This is a genomic window from Microvirga sp. RSM25 (assembly GCF_044784385.1).
GTDB lineage: Bacteria > Pseudomonadota > Alphaproteobacteria > Rhizobiales > Beijerinckiaceae > Microvirga > Microvirga tunisiensis.
The window spans coordinates 1,215,902-1,235,390 of the sequence record NZ_CP173039.1; the positions used below are offsets into that span (position 1 = coordinate 1,215,902).

14 protein-coding genes and 1 pseudogene are annotated in these 19,489 nt (G+C 63.2%); 10 read left to right on the forward strand and 5 right to left on the reverse strand.

All coding sequences use genetic code 11. The features are described 5' to 3' along the window. The first annotated feature begins 93 nt into the window (after positions 1 to 93). From ACD578_RS05920 to ACD578_RS05930, 3 genes are all read left to right on the forward strand, one after another. A complete protein-coding gene (locus ACD578_RS05920; protein ID WP_404291723.1) occupies positions 94 to 516 on the forward strand; it encodes a hypothetical protein in 423 nt (140 codons plus the stop codon). Between the two features lie 83 nt (positions 517 to 599). Continuing rightward, entirely contained in the window at positions 600 to 827 is a 228-nt protein-coding gene (locus ACD578_RS05925; RefSeq protein ID WP_404291725.1) for a DUF6894 family protein, read from the forward strand. Positions 828 to 1,132: 305 nt separating this feature from the next. Next, positions 1,133 to 2,020 carry a hypothetical protein gene (locus ACD578_RS05930; protein ID WP_404291727.1) on the forward strand — a complete coding sequence of 296 codons (888 nt, stop codon included), beginning with the start codon at positions 1,133 to 1,135 and terminating at the stop codon, positions 2,018 to 2,020. Positions 2,021 to 2,118: 98 nt separating this feature from the next. Here the strand turns inward: ACD578_RS05930 and ACD578_RS05935 are convergent, their stop codons facing one another. Then, positions 2,119 to 2,928 carry a class I SAM-dependent methyltransferase gene (locus tag ACD578_RS05935; protein WP_404291729.1) on the reverse strand — a complete coding sequence of 270 codons (810 nt, stop codon included), beginning with the start codon at positions 2,926 to 2,928 and terminating at the stop codon, positions 2,119 to 2,121. A gap of 236 nt (positions 2,929 to 3,164) precedes the next feature. On the opposite strand from ACD578_RS05935, the gene ACD578_RS05940 reads away from it, so the two are divergent. After that, a complete protein-coding gene (locus ACD578_RS05940; RefSeq protein WP_404291731.1) occupies positions 3,165 to 3,941 on the forward strand; it encodes a hypothetical protein in 777 nt (258 codons plus the stop codon). A 136-nt stretch (positions 3,942 to 4,077) separates the two neighbouring features. After that, positions 4,078 to 5,149 (forward strand): annotated as a pseudogene (locus ACD578_RS05945) (NAD(P)H-dependent flavin oxidoreductase). A gap of 12 nt (positions 5,150 to 5,161) precedes the next feature. On the opposite strand, the gene uvrA reads toward ACD578_RS05945, so the two are convergent. Together uvrA and ACD578_RS05955 are read right to left on the reverse strand one after the other, a co-directional pair. Next, a complete protein-coding gene (uvrA, locus tag ACD578_RS05950; RefSeq protein WP_404291733.1) occupies positions 5,162 to 8,143 on the reverse strand; it encodes an excinuclease ABC subunit UvrA in 2,982 nt (993 codons plus the stop codon). A 207-nt stretch (positions 8,144 to 8,350) separates the two neighbouring features. Then, positions 8,351 to 9,682 (reverse strand): calcium-binding protein, encoded by a 1,332-nt coding sequence (locus tag ACD578_RS05955; RefSeq protein ID WP_404291735.1) that lies wholly within the window; start codon positions 9,680 to 9,682, stop codon positions 8,351 to 8,353. Between the two features lie 232 nt (positions 9,683 to 9,914). Between ACD578_RS05955 and ssb the strand changes: the two genes are divergently transcribed. Together ssb and ACD578_RS05965 are read left to right on the forward strand one after the other, a co-directional pair. Then, on the forward strand, positions 9,915 to 10,451 hold the full coding sequence (gene ssb, locus ACD578_RS05960; RefSeq protein ID WP_404291737.1) for a single-stranded DNA-binding protein: 537 nt from the start codon (positions 9,915 to 9,917) through the stop codon (positions 10,449 to 10,451). Between the two features lie 269 nt (positions 10,452 to 10,720). After that, positions 10,721 to 10,978 (forward strand): DUF6894 family protein, encoded by a 258-nt coding sequence (locus ACD578_RS05965; protein ID WP_404291739.1) that lies wholly within the window; start codon positions 10,721 to 10,723, stop codon positions 10,976 to 10,978. A 125-nt stretch (positions 10,979 to 11,103) separates the two neighbouring features. Here ACD578_RS05965 and ACD578_RS05970 read toward each other — a convergent pair whose 3' ends face one another. Further along, positions 11,104 to 12,534: a calcium-binding protein gene (locus tag ACD578_RS05970; RefSeq protein WP_404291741.1), complete on the reverse strand. Its 1,431-nt coding sequence runs from the start codon at positions 12,532 to 12,534 to the stop codon at positions 11,104 to 11,106. A 295-nt stretch (positions 12,535 to 12,829) separates the two neighbouring features. Here ACD578_RS05970 and ACD578_RS05975 point away from each other — a divergent pair, with 295 nt between their 5' ends. Then, a complete protein-coding gene (locus ACD578_RS05975; protein WP_404291743.1) occupies positions 12,830 to 13,948 on the forward strand; it encodes a M20 family metallopeptidase in 1,119 nt (372 codons plus the stop codon). A 4-nt stretch (positions 13,949 to 13,952) separates the two neighbouring features. On the opposite strand, the gene ACD578_RS05980 is transcribed toward ACD578_RS05975, so the two are convergent. After that, positions 13,953 to 14,591, reverse strand: coding sequence for a MarC family protein (locus tag ACD578_RS05980; RefSeq protein ID WP_404291745.1), 639 nt, complete (start codon positions 14,589 to 14,591; stop codon positions 13,953 to 13,955). A gap of 69 nt (positions 14,592 to 14,660) precedes the next feature. Here ACD578_RS05980 and ACD578_RS05985 point away from each other — a divergent pair, with 69 nt between their 5' ends. Beyond that, positions 14,661 to 15,515, forward strand: coding sequence for a hypothetical protein (locus ACD578_RS05985; protein WP_404291747.1), 855 nt, complete (start codon positions 14,661 to 14,663; stop codon positions 15,513 to 15,515). A 993-nt stretch (positions 15,516 to 16,508) separates the two neighbouring features. Next, the gene (gene gyrA / locus ACD578_RS05990; protein ID WP_404291749.1) at positions 16,509 to 19,283 is read left to right on the forward strand and encodes a DNA gyrase subunit A; all 2,775 of its coding nucleotides are present in this window, start codon (positions 16,509 to 16,511) and stop codon (positions 19,281 to 19,283) included. The last annotated feature ends 206 nt before the right edge of the window (positions 19,284 to 19,489 follow it).

Sequence of the window (19,489 nt, forward strand, 5' to 3'; positions counted from 1 at the left end):
ATTTTAAGCTTGCGCATTACTCTGCGTTAAGCTCTTTTCAAGCAGATTATGCAATGGTTCCGATGGGTGGCACACGATGTCTGGGGGGCAGACGTGACAGACGAAGAAATTGAAGCCGTTGCAGAGGAACTGGCAAAGGCCGGGGGGACCTCGTGGTATCCTGGGCGCACGCGCGGCGCTCTCTTGAGATCCGTGAGCGAGCGATACCGGGACCGGGCGAGATTGGCGATCGCCGCTCTCGATAGAGTAAGGGCCGGCAACGGCAGCCAAATCCAGCCGCAATCCCCGGAAGCGCCAACGACGCCTGAGCGCTCCATCGCGGGCAACACGGACCATATCCACGTCGGGGCGACCGTGGTCTATCGTCCTCCGGGAGACCAGAGGGCGATCAGCTGCCGGATCGAGCGGCTCAAGGACGGGCGCGCCTATCTCGTGCCGGCCCCGCGGCCCGATATCGGCTGGGTTGCCCTGGACAGTTTCGATCCCGTGGGAGAGGCTCCGACCAAAGACGAATAACGGTCCGGGGCCGAAGGTCTCTTCACTTCGCTGGCAAAAACCGCTAGCAGACTCCATCCTTTTCGTGGGGTGACGGTCCCGATATGCGCTGCTTCTTCCACCTTGTGAACGATCATGAAGAGATCGTCGACAATACAGGGATTGAAGTCCAGGACCTGGAGAGCGCCAAGGTTCAGGCTCTCCTTGCCATCACCGAACTGCGCCAGGAAATCGGCGCTGATATCGAGGACTGGTCCGGTTGGCGGCTCGATATCGTTTGTCCTCGGGGCACGCTTCTCCATTCCATGCTGCTGAACAACACAGTCCACTAAAAGCAACAATCGCCCAAGACTGCTGTTGAATGCCAGGCCGCAAAGCAAAGCTTTAACCGATAATCTCATGTAAGCAATTTGTACAAAACGATATAGCGTATTTCAAGTATTCGTACGTACGTTGTATCGTGAATAGTAGGGGATATAAGTATCTACTCAGATAAATATTCAAAGTTGTGGAACTAATTTCCTCAAAGCCGAGTCTTTTTTACGCGAGAGCCCGTAAGGGGTAACTCTTAAGGAGTGGAAGGATGAATTCGCGTGGACGGTTGTTCGGCTTCGGCCGCGAAGCTTCAGCATAGGGTGTGGCAGTTCTTCTGGTTTCCTCTTTGGTCTGGCAGCCGGCCGTTGCCCGCGACCGTGGCGGACGTTTGGATGGGATCGGGGCCGGGCTTGGCGTGAACGTTGGTGGCGACAATGGAATCTCCGCAGGTCTGGGTGCGAATATCGGCGGTGGCGGCGGGATCGCGGCCGGCCTCGGCGCCAGCATCGGCGGAACGGGCGGCACGAACGCCGGCGTCGGTGCCAATGTGGGCGGCTTGAGCGGCGTCTCGGCCGGAGGCGGAGCCAATATCGGCGGCGCGAGTGGCGTCTCGGCGGGAGCGGGCGCGAATGTCGGGGGCTCGAGCGGCGTCGGCGCCGGCCTAGGCGCGAATGTCGGCGGTTCGTCGGGCGTGAGTGCCGGCGGCGGCGCCAGCATTGGCGGATCCGATGGTGTCACGGCCGGTGTCGGTGCGAATGTCGGGGGCTCCAATGGTGTCAATGCTGGCGTGGGAGCAAACGTCGGCGGATCTAACGGTGTGACGGCTGGCCTCGGCACGAGCATCGGCGGCTCCAACGGCGTCGATCTTGGCGCCGGCGTCGGGGTCGGCGGCAGCACGGGCACCAGTGGAACTGGCGCATCCGGTGGCACGGGTGGAATCGGAGGCACCGGCAATACGGGCGGCCTCGCCACTCCAGGCTCCACGGGAACGGGCAGCGTGCGCAATCCATCCTCGACCGGCAGCGTCGACCCGAACCGGCCGGGCAGATCCGGTCAGACCGAGCGTCTCAGGGCGGAGCTCCGCACCATGAGCGAGGATGAGCGCATGAAGCTGCGTCGCAGCTGCGCCACGGTTTCAGCTTCGCCCGATGGATACGATTCCGACATGCAGGCGCTCTGCCGCCTGATGAGCCGGATGTCGGCTCGTTGAGAACTGTCTCATGAGGAGCAAAGGCGCGACCCATCGGGCCGCGCTTCTTTTTTGAAGTGCGGTGCGCCTTCTCAAGGATCGATCCGATGCCCTGGGCGCTATCGCCAAGCCGTCACCACGAGAGCGCTCATGCGGTTTTCGACGGCTGACGCGCCGTAGCGGGACGTGAGCGCCTCGGTCGCTTTGGCGGTGATGTCCTCCAAGCGCTCCGGGGCCCGCGCCTCGAGTTCGGCGCGCAGGGGCGTGCCCTGGCACAGCCCTATCGCGGGTTCGCGGGGCGAGGGGGCTTGCGTGACCTTGTCGACGACCTCGATATCGACGTTCTCGAACCCTGCCTGCTGCACCTCTCCGCGGATCCGGTCCGGGTCGAAATAACCGAAGGGCACGCGCTCGATGAAGCGCGGAGGATCGTCGGGAAAGAATGTTCCCGCCACATCGGAGACGATGCGGCTGATCTCGTTGCGATCGAGGGAGTTCCAGACGTTGAAGACGAGACGCCCGCCGGGTTTGAGCACGCGCAGGGCCTCGCGATAGCCGGCCAGCTTGTCGGGAAAGAACATGACGCCGAACTGGCAGACGATCACCTCGAAGGATGCATCCTCGAACGGGAGCTTCTGCGCATCGGCCTGCTGCCATTTCAGGTTAGGCGCCTGCAGCCGCTTGGCCGCGAGATCGAGCATGGCCTGATTGAGGTCGGTCGCGACGATCTCGACACCGGGCGGCAGCGCCTTGACCAAGGCGCGGGTGACGATCCCCGTTCCGGCTGCCGTTTCCAGAATGCGGCCCTGCGCGACGTCATGCAGTCGCGCCGCCATGTCTTCGGCAAAAGGCTCGAAGAGGAGCGGACCAAGATATTGCTCGTAGATCGCCGGAATCGAGCCCGCAAAGGCTGCATCGGTAGCGCCCATCGTCTCCTCCGCCGTGAACGGACGGGATGATCGCGCCGAAGGCCAAGGCAGGCAAGTGTCTCAAAAGAGGTGGAGCGGCCCGGATCGTCTCGACGATGGATATGCTCCGGAGCATCCTCAGCCACCGGCCGCGATACGCCGGAAAAGCCATGGCAGGTGTGAATGTTGCATGCTTTCTTGTGCGCCGCCGTAACCGGTGCGGGCGAGCAGGAGCCACGCAGGATTCAGGAGCAAGCATGACGGCCATTCTGCAGCTTCCAGCCTGGTTGGGGGCCATCCTCGCGATGCTGCTCGCGATCGCAGCTTCGGCTCTTCCCTTTGTCCTGCTTCGGCGGCGAATGGGCGATGAGCTGCCGACGAAGACCCGTGACGTGGCCGAAACGGTTGCCGTTCGCATCGGCACAGTCCACAGCCTGATCCTGGCGCTTGTCTTCGCGGAGGCCCAGTCCACCCACACCAACCTGCAGCAGGAGGTTTCCAAGGAGCTCACGACGATCGAGCACATTGCGCTGGAACTGAACCAATGGAACGGACAAGAGGGCAATGTTCTTCGCAGCCAGCTTGCCGCTTATGTGACGGCGGTTCTGCAGAACGAGTGGCAGGCATCCGCCGACCTCAGAGGCAGCAGAGAGGCAAGGCGGGCCTATAACGCACTCGACATCGGCATCCTCGACCTCAGGGCCGAGACGCCACAGCAGCAATCTCTGCGCGCTCGGATGATCATGAACATGGACGATCTTCAGGACCACCGGAAGGCGCGGCTCTCGCTGGCACATCGCGGTCTGCCCAGCCTGTTCTGGTGGATGGCCCTGACCGGCTTCGCCATCATCGTCGGGTTCTTCCTCATTTTCCCGGCCAATCTCGTGCACATCGCCATTCTCTCCGTCTACGGGGCCTATACGGGCCTTGCGCTCTATTTCATCCTGGCCCTGAGCCATCCCTATGCAGGCCCGGCTTCCATCGATACGTCGCCCTATGAAATGGTGCTCGAGGACGAGCTGAAAGGGCCTTAGCCGATCGCTACAAGAAAAAGCGCGCGGTTCTCCGCTCGGAGCGTTTCACAGAGAATGGAGTGATCCGGAAAGTGCATTCTCATTTTACTGATATACTTTAGCACTCGTTCGTCCCTAGACAGGAAAGGCAGCAGCCATGTGGAAGGATCGGCGAATTCTCGATCTGTTGGGAATTGAGCTTCCAGTCGTCCAGGCTCCCATGGCCGGAGCCAACCTGTCCGACATGGTCATTGCGGTCTCGGAAGCCGGAGGTCTGGGTTCGCTCCCCTGCGCTCTGCTGAGCGCCGACAAGGCCAGGGAAGAACTGTCCAAGATCCGGCAGAAGACCGCGAAGCCCATCAACGTCAATTTCTTTTGCCATCGAGCCCCTGTCTTCGACCCAGAGCGTGAAGCGGCGTGGAAGCAGCGCCTGAAGGACTACTATGTGGAATTCGGGCTTGACCCGACTATGCCGACGCCACCCTCGGCGCGCGCTCCCTTCGACGAGACATTTCTGAGTTTGGTCGAGGAGTTCAGGCCGGAGGTTGTGAGCTTCCATTTCGGGCTGCCTCGACAAGACCTGCTGAATCGCGTGAAGGAGACTGGTGCCAAAGTGCTGTCCTCTGCGACGACGGTCGACGAGGCACGCTGGCTTGAAGGCGAGGGATGCGACGCCATCATTGCGCAGGGCTTCGAAGCCGGCGGTCATCGTGGCATCTTTCTGACGGACGATATCTCGACCCAGGTTGGCACGATGGCGCTGGTGCCGCAGGTGGTCGACGCGGTCAGGGTGCCTGTTATCGCTGCGGGCGGAATTGCCGACGCGCGGGGCATCGTCGCGGCCTTCGCCTTGGGAGCATCGGCCGTGCAGATCGGAACGGCCTATCTGTTCACTCCGGAAGCCACGATATCTCCGGCTCACAGGCAGGCGTTGAAAGGCGCCGGCGCTGAAAAAGACGGCGCTGACGAACCTCTTTACCGGGCGTCCAGCCCGAGGCATCGTCAACCGGGTCATGCGCGAGGTCGGGCCGATCTCGACGTCGGCGCCGGATTTTCCGCTTGCAGGCGGTGCGCTCGCACCCCTGCGTCAGAAATCCGAGCCCCTCGGTTCGGGGGATTTCATGTCTCTCTGGTCGGGGCAGGCCGCGCGCTTGAGCCGTGAGTTGCCTGCTGGCGAGCTGACGAAGCGGCTCGCAGAGGAGGCCTTGGTACGGCTCTCATCCCGGTGAAAACACGGCAGGCTATTCAGCCGCCTGCCGTGTCACCTTCTTGTCCTTCTTCGCCGGCGCCTTCTTGGCAGTTTCCTTCGGAGCCGCTTCTTTCTTCAACGGCCTGCGCTGCAGCACTTCCTTCATGAAGCGGCCGGTATGGCTCGCCTTGGCCTCGGCGATGTCCTCGGGGGTGCCCTGCGCCACGATCTGACCGCCGCCGCTGCCGCCTTCGGGACCCATGTCGATCACCCAGTCGGCGGTCTTGATGACCTCGAGATTGTGCTCGATGACGACGACCGTATTGCCCTGGTCGACGAGCTCGTGCAGCACCTCCAGGAGCTTCGCGACATCGTGGAAGTGAAGGCCCGTCGTGGGCTCGTCGAGGATGTAGAGCGTGCGGCCGGTGGCGCGTTTGGAGAGCTCCTTCGAGAGTTTGACGCGTTGGGCTTCGCCGCCGGAGAGTGTCGTCGCTTGCTGCCCCACATGCACGTAGTCGAGGCCGACGCGGGCGAGCGTCTGCATCTTCTCGCGGATTGACGGCACGGCCTTGAAGAGCTCGCGCGCCTCCTCCACCGTCATGTCGAGCACGTCGGCGATGGACTTTTCGCGGTATTTCACCTCCAGCGTCTCGCGGTCGTAGCGCTTGCCCTTGCACACGTCGCAGGTGACGTAGACGTCGGGCAGGAAGTGCATCTCGATCTTGATCACGCCGTCGCCGGAGCAGGCCTCGCAGCGCCCGCCTTTCACGTTGAAGGAGAAGCGTCCAGCCTGATAGCCGCGCGCCTTCGCCTCGGGCAGGCCGGCGAACCACTCGCGGATCGGCGTGAAGGCGCCGACATAGGTCGCCGGATTCGAGCGCGGCGTGCGGCCGATGGGCGACTGGTCGATATCGATGACCTTGTCGAGATGCTCCAGGCCCTCGATGCGGTCGAACGGCGCCGGATGCTCCAGCGCGCCGTTGAGCTTGCGCGCCACGGCCTTGTAGAGGGTGTCGATGACGAGCGTGGACTTGCCGCCGCCGGACACGCCGGTGATGCAGGTGAAGGTGCCGAGCGGGATTTCCGCCGTCACGTCCTTCAGGTTGTTGCCCTTCGCACCGACCACTTTCAGCATGCGTTTCGGGTCGCGCTTGCGGCGCTTGGCCGGCACCTTCACGGACATCTCGCCGGTGAGATACTTGCCGGTCAGCGACTTCGGATCCGCCAGGATCTCGTCAGGCGTGCCCTCAGCCACGATCTCGCCACCATGGATGCCGGCGCCGGGGCCGATATCGAACACGTAGTCGGCGTGAAGGATCGCGTCCTCGTCGTGCTCCACCACGATCACGGTGTTGCCGAGATCGCGCAGACGCTTCAGGGTGACGAGAAGACGCTCGTTGTCGCGCTGGTGCAGGCCGATGGACGGCTCGTCGAGCACGTAGAGGACGCCCGTGAGGCCGGAGCCGATCTGGGATGCGAGGCGGATGCGCTGGCTCTCGCCGCCCGACAGCGTGCCGGACGCGCGGGCAAGCGTCAGGTATTCCAGGCCCACATCGACCAGGAAGGTGAGGCGCTCGCGGATCTCTTTGAGAATGCGGCCCGCGATCTCGTTCTGCTTCTTGGTCAGCTTCTTGGACAGATCGCCGAACCAGAGATGCGCGTCCTTCACGGAGAGGGCCGTGGCGTCGCCGATATCGGATCCTGCGATCTTCACCGCGAGCGCTTCCGGCTTCAGGCGCTTGCCGCTGCAGGCCTCGCAGGGCGTCTCGCTCATGAAGCGGCCGATTTCCTCCCGGGCCCAATCGCTCTCGGTTTCCTTGTAGCGGCGCTCGAGATTGGGGATCACGCCCTCGAAGGGCTTCTTCACCTCGTAGGCGCGGAGTCCGTCGTCATAGGCCATACGGATGGACACGCCGCCGGAGCCGTAGAGGATGGCGTCCCGAACCTCGTCGGACAACTCGGTCCAAGGCTTCGTCATGGACGCCTTGTAGTGCTTGGTGATCGCCTCGAGCGTCTGGCCATAATAGGGCGAGCTCGACTTCGCCCACGGCATGATGGCGCCGCGCTTCAGGGAGAGCGTCTCGTCGACGACGAGAGCCTCGTCGATGCGCATCTCGTGACCGATGCCACCGCAGGTCGGGCAGGCGCCGAAGGGATTGTTGAACGAGAACAGGCGCGGCTCGATCTCGGGGATCGTGAAGCCGGAGACCGGGCAGGCGAACTTCGAGGAGAAGACGATGCGCTTCGGTTGGCCCTTGGCGTCCTTCTCGTCGGCATATTCGATGATGGCGATGCCGTCGGTGAGTTCGAGCGCCGTCTCGAAGGATTCCGACAGGCGCGCGGCGATGTCGGCGCGGACCACGATGCGGTCCACTACCACGTCGATATCGTGCTTGAACTTCTTGTCGAGGGCAGGGGCCTCGTCGATGGCGTAGTACTCGCCGTCGATCTTCAGGCGCTGGAAGCCTTTCTTCTGGAACTCGGCGATCTCCTTGCGGTACTCACCCTTGCGGCCGCGCACCACGGGGGCCAGCAGATAGAGACGGGCCTTTTCCGGGAGCTCCAGCACCCGGTCGACCATCTGGGAGACCGTCTGGCTCTCGATGGGCAGGCCCGTGGCGGGCGAATAGGGGATGCCGACGCGCGCCCAGAGCAGGCGCATGTAGTCGTAGATCTCGGTGACGGTGCCGACCGTCGAGCGCGGGTTCTTCGAGGTGGTCTTCTGTTCGATGGAGATGGCCGGCGACAGGCCGTCGATCTGGTCCACGTCGGGCTTCTGCATCATCTCCAGGAACTGGCGGGCATAAGCAGAGAGCGACTCCACATAGCGCCGCTGCCCCTCGGCATAGATCGTGTCGAAGGCGAGCGACGACTTTCCCGAGCCGGACAGGCCGGTGAACACCACGAACTTGTCCCGCGGGACCATGAGGTCGACGTTCTTGAGATTGTGCTCCCGCGCGCCCCGGACGGAGATGACGCGTGCATCCGGGTCTCCCGCCTTCGCGCGGTTGAACAGATCGTCGAGTTTAGCCATTGCCCGCAAGCCTTTTGAGGAAATCCGGCCTCGCCGGCCGGTCCCCGCATATGTGATACCTCACCCTCCGGTGCAATGCGGCGGATGATTCCAGGTGTTTGATCCTAGAACAAAGGGGGTACGGCGGGCAAGCGGAGCCGTGGACGCATTCACGGAAAAAGAAAAGGCCCGCCGCAGGGCGGGCCTTCGTTGGTGGTTAGCCGGGTCTCAGATGACGAAGTCCGAAGCCTTGAGCGCGGCCTTGTTGGCCAAGGTGGCAACGAGGTAGGGATCGAAGTTCAGCCCGGTCCCATCGGCATCGAAATAGATCTTGCCGTCGTCCGTGTCGTAGAGGAATTGCGCCAGGGCCGTGGCAGGCTTCGGGTCGGTTCCGGCAACGAAGGGGTTCGCTCTGTCAAAGGTAGGTATGACGTATTTGTCCAGATCGAAATCGTAATATCGGAAGCTGGTGGCGCGGATGAGGAAGTAATCCTTGCCCGAAAAGTCCGCAATCGTACAATCCGAGCCTCGCGACAGAGAGAATTGATCCTCGCCTGCCCCGCCGACGAGAGTGACGTGGCCGTCGCCGCTCAGCTTGTCGTCACCCGCGCCACCATCGACGATGATTCCGTTGGCCGGGTTGTCGCTATTGTAGCCGTTCGCGGAAAGGGTGTCGTTGCCCGCCCCGCCGTTGATCATGCCGGACTTGCCCTCGGCATTGATCGTGTCGCTGCCCTTCGAGCCGGTGACGAAGCTCCCGACATCCATGTCGGAGACTGAGGCGCTGACCTTCTCGAACTGGCCGGCCTTGACGTTGCCATAGCCGATATCGACGGCCTTCTTGCCGGTGATGCTCGAGAAGTTGAGCGAGTATTTGACGCTGAGAGATGAGTTGCGCGAATAGAGGCTGAGACTGAGAGTATCGATGCCCTTGCCGCCCAGAGCATTGTCTCCATCGTCGACCCAGACCTTATCTTTGCCATCGCCCCCTAGGAGCCTGTCCTTGCCCAGTATAGTCCAGGTTCCGTTGTCCATGAAGACGCTGGGATCGCGACCGTCGACGTTGTCGTCACCCGCGCCGCCGGACAGATAGTCGTTGCCTTCTCCGCCGTGCAGATCATCGTCGCCCTTGCCGCCACCGAGACGGTCATTGCCTTTGTCGGCGTACAGCCAGTCGTCCTCGCCGCCGTAAAGCCTGTCGTCGCCTTCCCCACCCATTAGCGAGTCGTCGCTCTCACCGCCATAGAGCTTGTCGTTGCCGACGTCACCGTAGAGGTTGTCGCGGTCCGCCTCGCCGTAGAGGGTGTCGTTGCCGTCTTGGCCCTGGAGAATATCCTTGCCGAGGCCGCCATAGAGATTGTCCTTGCCCAGGCCGCCGAGCACCTTGTCCGATCCGTCGCCGCCACCGCCGGTCAAGTTGTCACTGCCTTCGGCTCCGGAGACATAGTCGTCGCCGTCGCGGCCGTCGAAAATGTCCTTGAACTTCGAGCCGAAGAAAGAATCGTCCTTCTCGCTCCCTTTTATGGCCTTCTTCTTCGTGGTGATGCGATAGGTGGTCATGCGTTCCTCCAGGCTGTGCGGAACCAATGTCATGTTATTTCATAAGCATCGAGTAAGATGGGCAGGCCCCGGAGGTTCGTCCCCAGTCTGGGAAGAGACGGCTTGCCGGGAACACAGAGGGGCCGGTCCGAACGGCCATTAATTGGGGACAGGCCTGTGTAGAACTCGTCCGTCGCCTTGCCGTAGGTCCGGCCCGGCCCCAGAACAGCCCGAGTTGAACAGGAGCGCCCTGATGGCAGGCAGTGTGAACAAGGTGATTTTGGTTGGCAATCTGGGGCGTGACCCGGAGGTGCGGCGATTGTCGAACGGGGAGCCGGTGGTGAACCTGCGCCTTGCCACGTCGGAGACCTGGAAGGACAAGGGCACGGGCGAGCGCAAGGAGAAGACCGAGTGGCACTCGGTGGTGATCTTCAACGAGAACCTGGCCCGGGTGGCGGAGCAGTACCTGAAGAAGGGCTCGAAGGTGTACATCGAGGGCCAGCTGCAGACGCGGAAATGGACCGATCAATCCGGCCAGGAGAAGTATTCCACCGAGGTGGTGCTGCAGCGCTTCCGCGGCGAGCTGACGATCCTGGACAGCCGCCAGGGCGGCGGGGCATCGGAGTATGGCGACGAGGAGCCGGGTCAGGTCGCCAAAGGCGGAGACTTCGGGCGCTCGTCCTCCCAGGAGCGTCGCCCGGCCCCGTCCTTCGGCGGTGGCGGCAGCGGCAGCGGGGGAGGCGGTGGCGGTTCCCGCTACAACGACCTCGACGACGACATCCCGTTCTAGTCGTTCGATCTATCGACCGGAAAGGCCGTCTTTCCAGGCGGCCTTTCCAGTGAAATGCCCAGGCGTTGTTCTTGAGATTAACAAGGCAGCGCGGTTCAGCGTTGAGGGAGCGGTCTTCACCGAGCTTGACCGTTCCCGGGAGCGATTCGTTCAGGACAATATTCTTCAACAGGGCGTTCAAGTCGGCACGACGCCGAAAACTTACCTTGCGTCCGGTCAGGGAAGCTGCTCATCTAACGGCAGATTCCGGGTCTTGTTGAAGCTCGGCGGTGAGTGAAGATTTCCAAGGTTGCTCAGTCGTGCACTGTTACTTTCACCTTGTGCACACGCACGAACGGATCGTCGACGAGGCCGGAATTGAAGTCTCGGATCTCGAAGCAGCCCATTATCAGGCGCTCAAAGCCATTCAGGAATTGAGGCAGGAAGGCGAAGCCGACGAGGTCGACTGGCACGGCTGGCACCTTGAGGTCGTCGACGAGGCGGGCAATGTCTTGCTGTCGATTCCGTTGAATGTGGCGCAGCATTGAGTAATTCGCCCTCAACGATTCCTTTGACGGGTCGGCTCCTCGAAAATCGATCATCCACATGAATGCGATGGCTGGGTGCAGCATGCATTAAACGAAAGGCCCGGATTTCTCCGGGCCTTCTGCCGTCATAGAATGAAGTCGGCGGCTGAGAGTTGGGCCTTCAGGACGTTTTCGAGCTTGATGTAATGGCTCGTCCCGGAAAGGTAGACGAGGGAGTAGGCTGTTCTATCGGCGATGTTGAGGCTGTCGAAGGAGGCGAAGCGCCAGGCGCGCAGATCGATCTGATCCTCTCCCGGGCGGAAATATTGGATCGTGTCCTTGCCCGAGGACAAGTCGAACGCGAAGAGATCGCGCCCGCCGCCGCCGTCCATCGTATCGTTTCCGCTGCCGCCGTTCAGGTAATCCGCGCCCGTGCCGCCATAGGAGGAATCGCCGATCAGGCGGTCGTTGCCCGCGCCGCCGAGCAGAGTGTCGTTACCGTAGCCCGCATAGGCGCTCGTGGCCTGGGCATCGCCATACAGCACGTCGTTGCCGGAGCCTCCGCTCAGGTAATCGTGTCCGCCGCGGCTCTGATCGTTCAGAGATCCGGCATCGCCGTAGAGCGTATCGTTTCCGGTGCTGCCATAGAGACTGTCGTTTCCGCCAACGGACGCGGCGACCAGGCTATAGGCGTCGCCATAAAGGATGTTGTTGCCGCCTTCTCCCGACAGGTAATCGGCCCCGCCGATCGCGCCGTCATACAGCGTATAGGCATCGCCGTAGAGCCGGTCATTGCTCGAGCCGCCGTAGAGCCAGTCGGCTCCGCCGACCGTGCCGTTGCGCATCTCGTAGCCATCGCCGTGGAGAATGTCCTCGGAGGCGCCACCTTTGAGAGTGTCATGTCCGCCGATCGCGGAGTGGGTCAGAGAGCGTGCATCCCCATAGATCGAATCCCGTCCACTGTCGCCGCTGAGCCTGTCCGATCCGCCTCTCGCTCCATCCTTCAAAGTGAAAGCATCCCCATAAAGTCGGTCGTCGTCGTTACCGCCATAGAGGAGATCGGCGCCGCCCACGGCAGAACCCGTCATCGAGTACGCATCGCCATAGAGGGAATCGCTGTCGTTGTCGCCATACAGCCCATCGGCGCCCCCGGTTGTCGTCGCCGACATCGAATAGGCATCGCCGAAGAGGCTGTCGTCATCATGGCCGCCATACAGCTTGTCGGACCCACCTCTCGCAGAACGCGACATGGTTCGGGTGTCTCCATAGAGCTTGTCGTAGCCGTACTCGCCCCAGATCCGGTCCGAGCCGCCGATGGAGGAGTAGCTCATGGTGTAGGAATCGCCATAGACCGTATCGCCGTCGAAGCCCGCCCAGATGGTGTCGGACCCGCCGCGTGCCGTGAGCCTCAGGTTTCTCGCGTCGCCATAAAGATAATCCGCCCCGTTGTAGCCGTGGATCGAGTCGCCGCCGCTCGTGTGTGCCGTGAGGGTGCCGCTGCTGTCGCCGTAGAGGCTGTCGGAGACACCGGTGCCTTCGAGAAAATTCCTGCCGAGAGAGCCAACTTTGCGTGTCATTCTTTTAAATCCAAGTGAGTCTGCAACTTCGATGCATTAGCTTATTTTCCTGTTACAAGATATCGATACGTAACCGATGCGTCATAAAGACGTAGCTTTGTATCGTTCGGCGTGGCGCCGTGCGGAACCGGAGGTCCGCCACGGACGATGCGCCGATCAAGGGACAGAGCATCGGATCAGCCAAAGGTGGACGCCGCTTTTGGATCCGAGGCTTCAGGCAGATCTCATCTCGGGCTTGATGTTTCGGGCGAGGAGTGGTTAGCCAGCAGGCACGATCATTCAGAACGAAGACATCATGAGCCGCTCCTCGCCATCCCTCGACACGCTCTTCACCTGGATCCGCACCGAAAGCCCGACCCATGACCGGGCCGGAGTCAACCTGATGATGGACCTCGTCGTCTCGCAGATGCAGGACGCGCCGGTGGCGGTCGAGCGCATTTCGGGCACGGAGGGCTTGGGCGATGTCCTCGTGCTGCGGGCGGGGCCGCAGACATCCGAGCCGGGCATTCTGGTCATGTCGCATCTCGACACGGTCCATCCCGTCGGCACCATCGAGAGCGATCTGCCATTGCGTCTCGAGGGCGACCGACTCTACGGACCCGGCATCTACGACATGAAGGGTGGCGCCTATTTTGCCCTGGAGGCGTTCAAGGATGTGGCGCGCAGAGGCGCGGCGGCTCGGCCCATCGTCTTCCTGGTGACGCCGGACGAGGAGATCGGCTCGCCGATCACGCGGCCGATGATCGAGGATTTCGGTCGCCGTTCGGCTTATGCGCTCGTGACGGAACCGGCCCGCGACGGCGGCCAGATCGTTACCGCGCGCAAAGGGGTAGGGCGCTTCGACGTCCATGTGGAAGGCCGCCCGGCTCATGCAGGCTCGCGCCACAAGGATGGGCGCAACGCCGTCTACGAGGCCGCGCGGCAGATTCTCGCCATCGAGGCCATGACGGATTATGCGCGTGGGATCACCACCACGGTGGGCATGATCTCGGGCGGTACGGCGGTGAATACCATTCCGCAGCATTGCCGCTTTCCGGTCGACCTGCGGGTCGAAACCGTGGCGGACGGTGAGGCCGTGACGGCCGCGATTTTGGGGCTGAAACCGCACAATCCCGATTTCAAGCTCACCATCACCGGCGGCATGAACCGGCCGCCCTATGAGCGGACGGCGGCGACCTCGAAGCTGTTCGACCAGGCCAAGTCGCTTGCCTCCGAGATCGGTTTCGACCTCGTCTCCGCGCCCCGCGTCGGCGGCGGCTCGGACGGCAATTTCACGGCGGCTTTGGGCATCCCGACCCTCGACGGCCTCGGTATCGACGGCGATGGGGCGCACACGCTCCAAGAATACGGCCTGGTCTCCTCCATCGCGCCGCGCCAGAAGCTCATGACGCGCCTGCTGGAGACGTTGCGCTAAGCCTCTAGACCGCCGGTGCCCGAAGCAGCGCCAGCACCCCGTCGATGATGAACTGCACGGCGAGGCCCGCGAGGATCACGCCCAGCAGGCGGGTGAGAACCACGTTTCCAGTCACGCCGAGCCAGTGGGCGACACGCTCGGCGGCGGAGAACACCACGAAGCAGCTCAGGATTCCGAGCGCGATCAGGATCAGCAGCGCGGTCAGATAGACGATGTTGCCGTCCGCACGTCCGGCGAGCAGGATCACGGCCGTGATGGCGCCGGGGCCTGCCATCAGCGGGATGGCCAGCGGGAAGGCGGCGACGTTGCGGATGTGATCCTCGGTGATGGCGATATCGGCCGTGTGCTGCTTGCGCTCGTTGCGGCGCTCGAAAACCATCTCGAAGGCGATCCAGAACAGCAGCAGGCCGCCGGAGATGCGGAAGGCCGGAATGCCGACGCCGAGAAGCCGCAGCAGCACCTCGCCGCCGAGGCCGAAAAAGGCCAGAATGCCGAAGGCGATCAGGCAGGCCCGCAGGGAGACCCTGCGGCGCTCCCCGGCATTCATCCCCCGGGTCAGCGATACGAAGATCGGCGCCAGCGCCACCGGATCGAGGGTGACGAGCAGGGTCACGAGAGCGGCGGAGATGTAGTCGAGGAGCATCGGCTGGACCTTCTTGCAAGCTTTGCGTTATGGGGTGATCGGACCGGTTTGACGAGGGGCGACGCGACAATGTTCACGGTTTTGGATCGGATCAGCTGGCCGGGGCACCCGGACAAGCCCAACGAGGACATCTGCGGCGTCTCGGGCGATTGGGCCTGGGTCATCGACACGTCGATCTTTCCCGGCACGAAGCCGGTCATGCCCGCGAAGAGTGACGCCACCTGGCTTGCCCGGTTCGCGGACGAGCGGCTCTCGAACCTCGCCCCTCAGGCGCAAGACGGCGCCGCCCTCCTGCGGCACGTGATGGAGGAAGCGTGCACGGCTTACCGGGCCATCGCGCCCGCGGAGCGGCATGACGATTTCGTCACCTGGCCTCTCGGCGCGATGACGCTGGTGCGCCGCAGGGGCGATCTTCTCGACGCCTGGACCTTCGGCGACACCACGGCCTATGTCCGCCGGCCTGACGGGACCGTCGTAACCCTGGGCGACGCCCCTGGCCTGCGCGACGCCGAATCCTCAATGGCGGCCGAGTTGATGCGGCAGGCGGGGTCCAGGCCCACGGCCATCCTCGACGAGCCGGTCTTTCTCGCGTGGCTTGGCGAGCGCCGCGAGCGCCAGCGCAAGAGCGGCATCCCGGCAGCTCTCCTGAGCTTCAATCCGGACGCCGTCGACCGCCTGCGGCACGAGACGGCTCCCTGCGAGGACGGCACGGTGATCCTCCTGGCCTCGGACGGCTTTTCGGCTCTGGTCGATCTCTACGGAGCCATGGATGCCGAGGCCGTCATGGAGGCCGCTCTCACCTTCGGCCTTGAGCCTCTGGTGAAGCTGGCGCGGGAGATCGAGACCGAGCGCGATCCGGACGGCCGGCTCTATCCACGGTTCAAGGCGAGCGACGACACGACGGCGATTCTGCTGAGAGCATAGCGCGTTCACGTCCGTCGTGGCCGGGCTACTAGGCCACCGGCGCGCTGAAAAGCGTCGCACCGGCGGCGATGAGAGGATGTCATCCCCGGCGGTCCGCAGGACCGGGAAGGGGATCCACGATCACGCGCTAAGTTGATGGATTCCCTTCCCCGTCATGGCCGTCCCCGGGCTCGATCCGGGGATCCGTCCCGGCCATCCCGCGTTCAGACCCATGGCCCTCATCCTGAGGAGCAGCCGTGAGGCTGCGTCTCGAAGGAGGGTCCGGAAGAGCCCTGAACTCCTCCTTCGAGACGCCGCTTGCCGCGGCTCCTCAGGATGAGGCCGTGCGAGACGATCGGGATCACGGCCCTGGACACCCTCTCCCGTCATGGCCGGGCCTGTCCCGGCCATCCCGATCGGACGAGCGCCGCGCTTCAAGCAATCGGGATCACCGGCACAAGGCCGGCGATGACGACTGAGAATGTCACCCGGCGAACACTGTCATCCATAGCCATGACGGGATCCATCCCGGCGCCAACGGTCATGGATTCCCGCCTGCGCGATGACAATGTCGAGGTTCGAGCGCCAGAACTCTGCACTGATCCCAGATCTCCGCTCACACTCCGTCTGGGGTGGCGGAGCGAGAGAAAGCGGATATCGCGGGCACATGCCCGGGAATGACATTTGAGAAGGTGTCAAAACCTAAGAATATCAATGGATTGGACGCGGCGGCTGAGCCGATGTCTCATCTCGCGGGATGCCCTGCGAAAGTGCCACAGCCACGAGCCGGCCCGCCGCCGCGCCCGATCCGACAATAAGTTGCTGAAACGTAAACGGATTTCGGTGCTGTGCTTGCCTCTGGAAAACCCGTCAAAAAGCTTGAAAATTGCGGCGTTCTCCCCCATCTAAGAGGCTGATTTCTATTGGATTCGCGGGCCTGCCGGACGGCTTGACGAAGCGGCACCGATAAGCCGCCTCTCGCGATAGGGCAGACCGTTTTAAGAAAGACCAACCTTGACCGATCCGAACGATATCCGCTCTGGTGGCCCCGCGGGGGACCAGCCGGCGAGCGACATCAAGCTGATTTCCATCGTCGACGAGATGAAGCGCTCCTATCTCGATTACGCCATGAGCGTGATCGTGAGCCGCGCTCTGCCCGATGCGCGCGACGGCCTCAAGCCCGTGCACCGGCGCATCCTCTACTCGATGCACGAGAACGGCTATACGCCTGACAAGAAATACGTGAAGTCCGCCCGCATCGTCGGCGACGTGATGGGTCAATACCATCCGCACGGCGACCAATCGATCTATGACGCCTTGGTCCGAATGGCGCAGGACTTCGCCATGCGCGTCATGCTCGTGGACGGGCAGGGCAATTTCGGCTCGGTGGACGGCGACCCGCCGGCGGCCATGCGCTACACCGAGTCCCGCCTTGCCAAGGCGGCGATGCCGCTCCTCGACGACATCGACAAGGACACGGTCGACTTCACCCCCAACTACGACGAGTCGAAGGACGAGCCGGCGGTTCTGCCCGCGCGCTATCCGAACCTGCTCGTCAACGGGGCCGGCGGCATCGCGGTCGGCATGGCCACCAACATGCCTCCCCACAACCTGGGTGAGGTCATCGACGGTTGCCTGGCCTTCATGGAAAACCCTGACGTTTCGGCCGAGGAGCTGATCGAGATCATCCCCGGTCCGGACTTTCCGACCGGCGCCCTGATCCTCGGGCGCGCCGGCGCCCGCTCGGCCTACACGACGGGCCGCGGCTCCGTCATCATGCGGGCCAAGTCCGAGATCGAGGAGGTTCGCAAGGACCGCGAAGCGATCATCTTCACCGAGATCCCGTATCAGGTGAACAAGGCCTCGCTGATCGAGAAGATCGCCGAACTGGTGCGCGAGAAGAAGATCGAAGGCATTTCCGATCTCCGCGACGAATCCGACCGCGACGGCATGCGCATCGTGGTCGAGATCAAGCGCGACGCCATGGCCGACGTGGTGCTCAACCAGCTCTATCGCTACACGCCGCTGCAGACGAGCTTCGGCGCCAACATGGTGGCGCTCAACGGCGGTCGTCCGGAGCTGATGACGCTCAAGGATCTGATCAAGGCCTTCGTCGATTTCCGCGAGGAAGTCGTCTCCCGCCGGACCAAGTACCTGCTCAACAAGGCCCGCGAGCGCGCCCACGTGCTGTGCGGCCTTGCGATCGCGGTCGCCAATATCGACGAGGTCATCCGCCTCATCCGCACGGCGCCCGATCCGAACACGGCACGCGAAGCCCTCATGGGCCGCGACTGGCCGGCGCACGACATCGCGCCGCTCATCGCGCTCGTGGACGACCCGCGTCACAAGATCAACGAGGACGGCACCTACCGTCTCTCCGAGGCCCAGGCCCGCGCCATCCTCGACCTGCGCCTGCAGCGCCTCACGGCTCTGGGCCGGGACGAGATCGGCGACGAGCTGTCGAAGCTCGCGGCCGAGATCTCCGACTACCTCGAGATCCTGCGCTCCCGTGTCCGCATCATGTCCATCATCAGGGACGAGCTGACCGAGATCCGCAACACCTTCGCCACGCCGCGCAAGACGCAGATCGTGGATTGGGACTCGGATCTGGATGATGAGGACCTGATTGCCCGCGAGGACATGGTCGTTACCGTGTCCCATGCCGGCTACATCAAGCGCGTGCCGCTCTCGACCTACCGGGCGCAGCGCCGCGGCGGCAAGGGCCGTTCCGCCATGACGACGAGAGACGAGGATTTCGTCACCCGTCTCTTCGTGGCCAACACCCACACGCCCGTCATCTTCTTCTCCTCCGAAGGCCAGGCCTACAAGGAGAAGGTGTGGCGCCTGCCGCTGGCGGCTCCCAACGCCAAGGGCAAGGCCCTGGTGAACATGCTGCCCATCAAGCAGGGCGAGCGCATCACCACCATCATGCCGCTGCCCGAGGACGAGGCATCCTGGGACAAGCTGGACGTCATGTTCACCACATCCCGCGGCACGGTCCGCCGCAACAAGCTGTCGGACTTCGTCCAGGTCAATCGCGGCGGCAAGATCGCCATGAAGCTGGATGAGGGCGATCACATCGTCGACGTGCAGATCTGCTCGGAGAACGACGACGTGCTGCTGACCACGGCCAAGGGCCAGTGCATCCGCTTCCCGGTCACGGACGTGCGCGTGTTCAAGGGCCGCGATTCCATGGGCGTGCGCGGCATCAACCTGGCCGAGGGCGACGACATCATCTCCATGGCGATCCTGCGGCACGTGGAAGCCACGGGCGAGGAGAGGGCGGCCTATCTCAAGATGCGCCGCGCCGTCACCGGTGAGCAGATGGGAGCGGATGCCGACGCGTCGGAGGACGCGGAGGAGGCCAATGCCGACGCCACACTCTCGCAGGAACGCTACGCCGAAATGAGCGCGCAGGAGCAATGCATCCTGACGCTCTCCGAGAAGGGCTACGGCAAGCGCACCGTGTCCTACGAGTACCGCATCACCGGACGCGGCGGCAAAGGCATCACGGCCATGGCCGTGAACAACCGCAACGGCAAGCTGGTGGCCTCGTTCCCGGTCGAGAACTCGGACCAGATCATGCTCGTCACCGATGGCGGTCAGCTGATCCGCGTGCCGGTGGAGGGCATCCGCGTCGTCGGCCGCAACTCGCAGGGCGTCACCGTCTTCTCCACCCGCGACAAGGAGAAGGTGGTCTCGGTGGAGCACATCGAGGGCGAGGATGCCGAAGAGGTCGAGGGCATCGATGACGCCGCGACCGAAGGCGGCGAGGCGGCGGAAGAGTAGAGGCTTCTACACCTTCAAGAAATGCGAAACCCGTCGGCTCAGGCCGGCGGGTTTTTCGTTATGCCGTCATTGCCTCCCCGGACTTGATTCGGGGATCAGCGCCGATGATCCTGCTTTCCACACCCTTTCGACCTCATCCTGAGGAGGTCACATCAGTGACCGTCTCGAAGGATCAGGGCGTCTCCAGAGAGTACCAGATCCTCCTT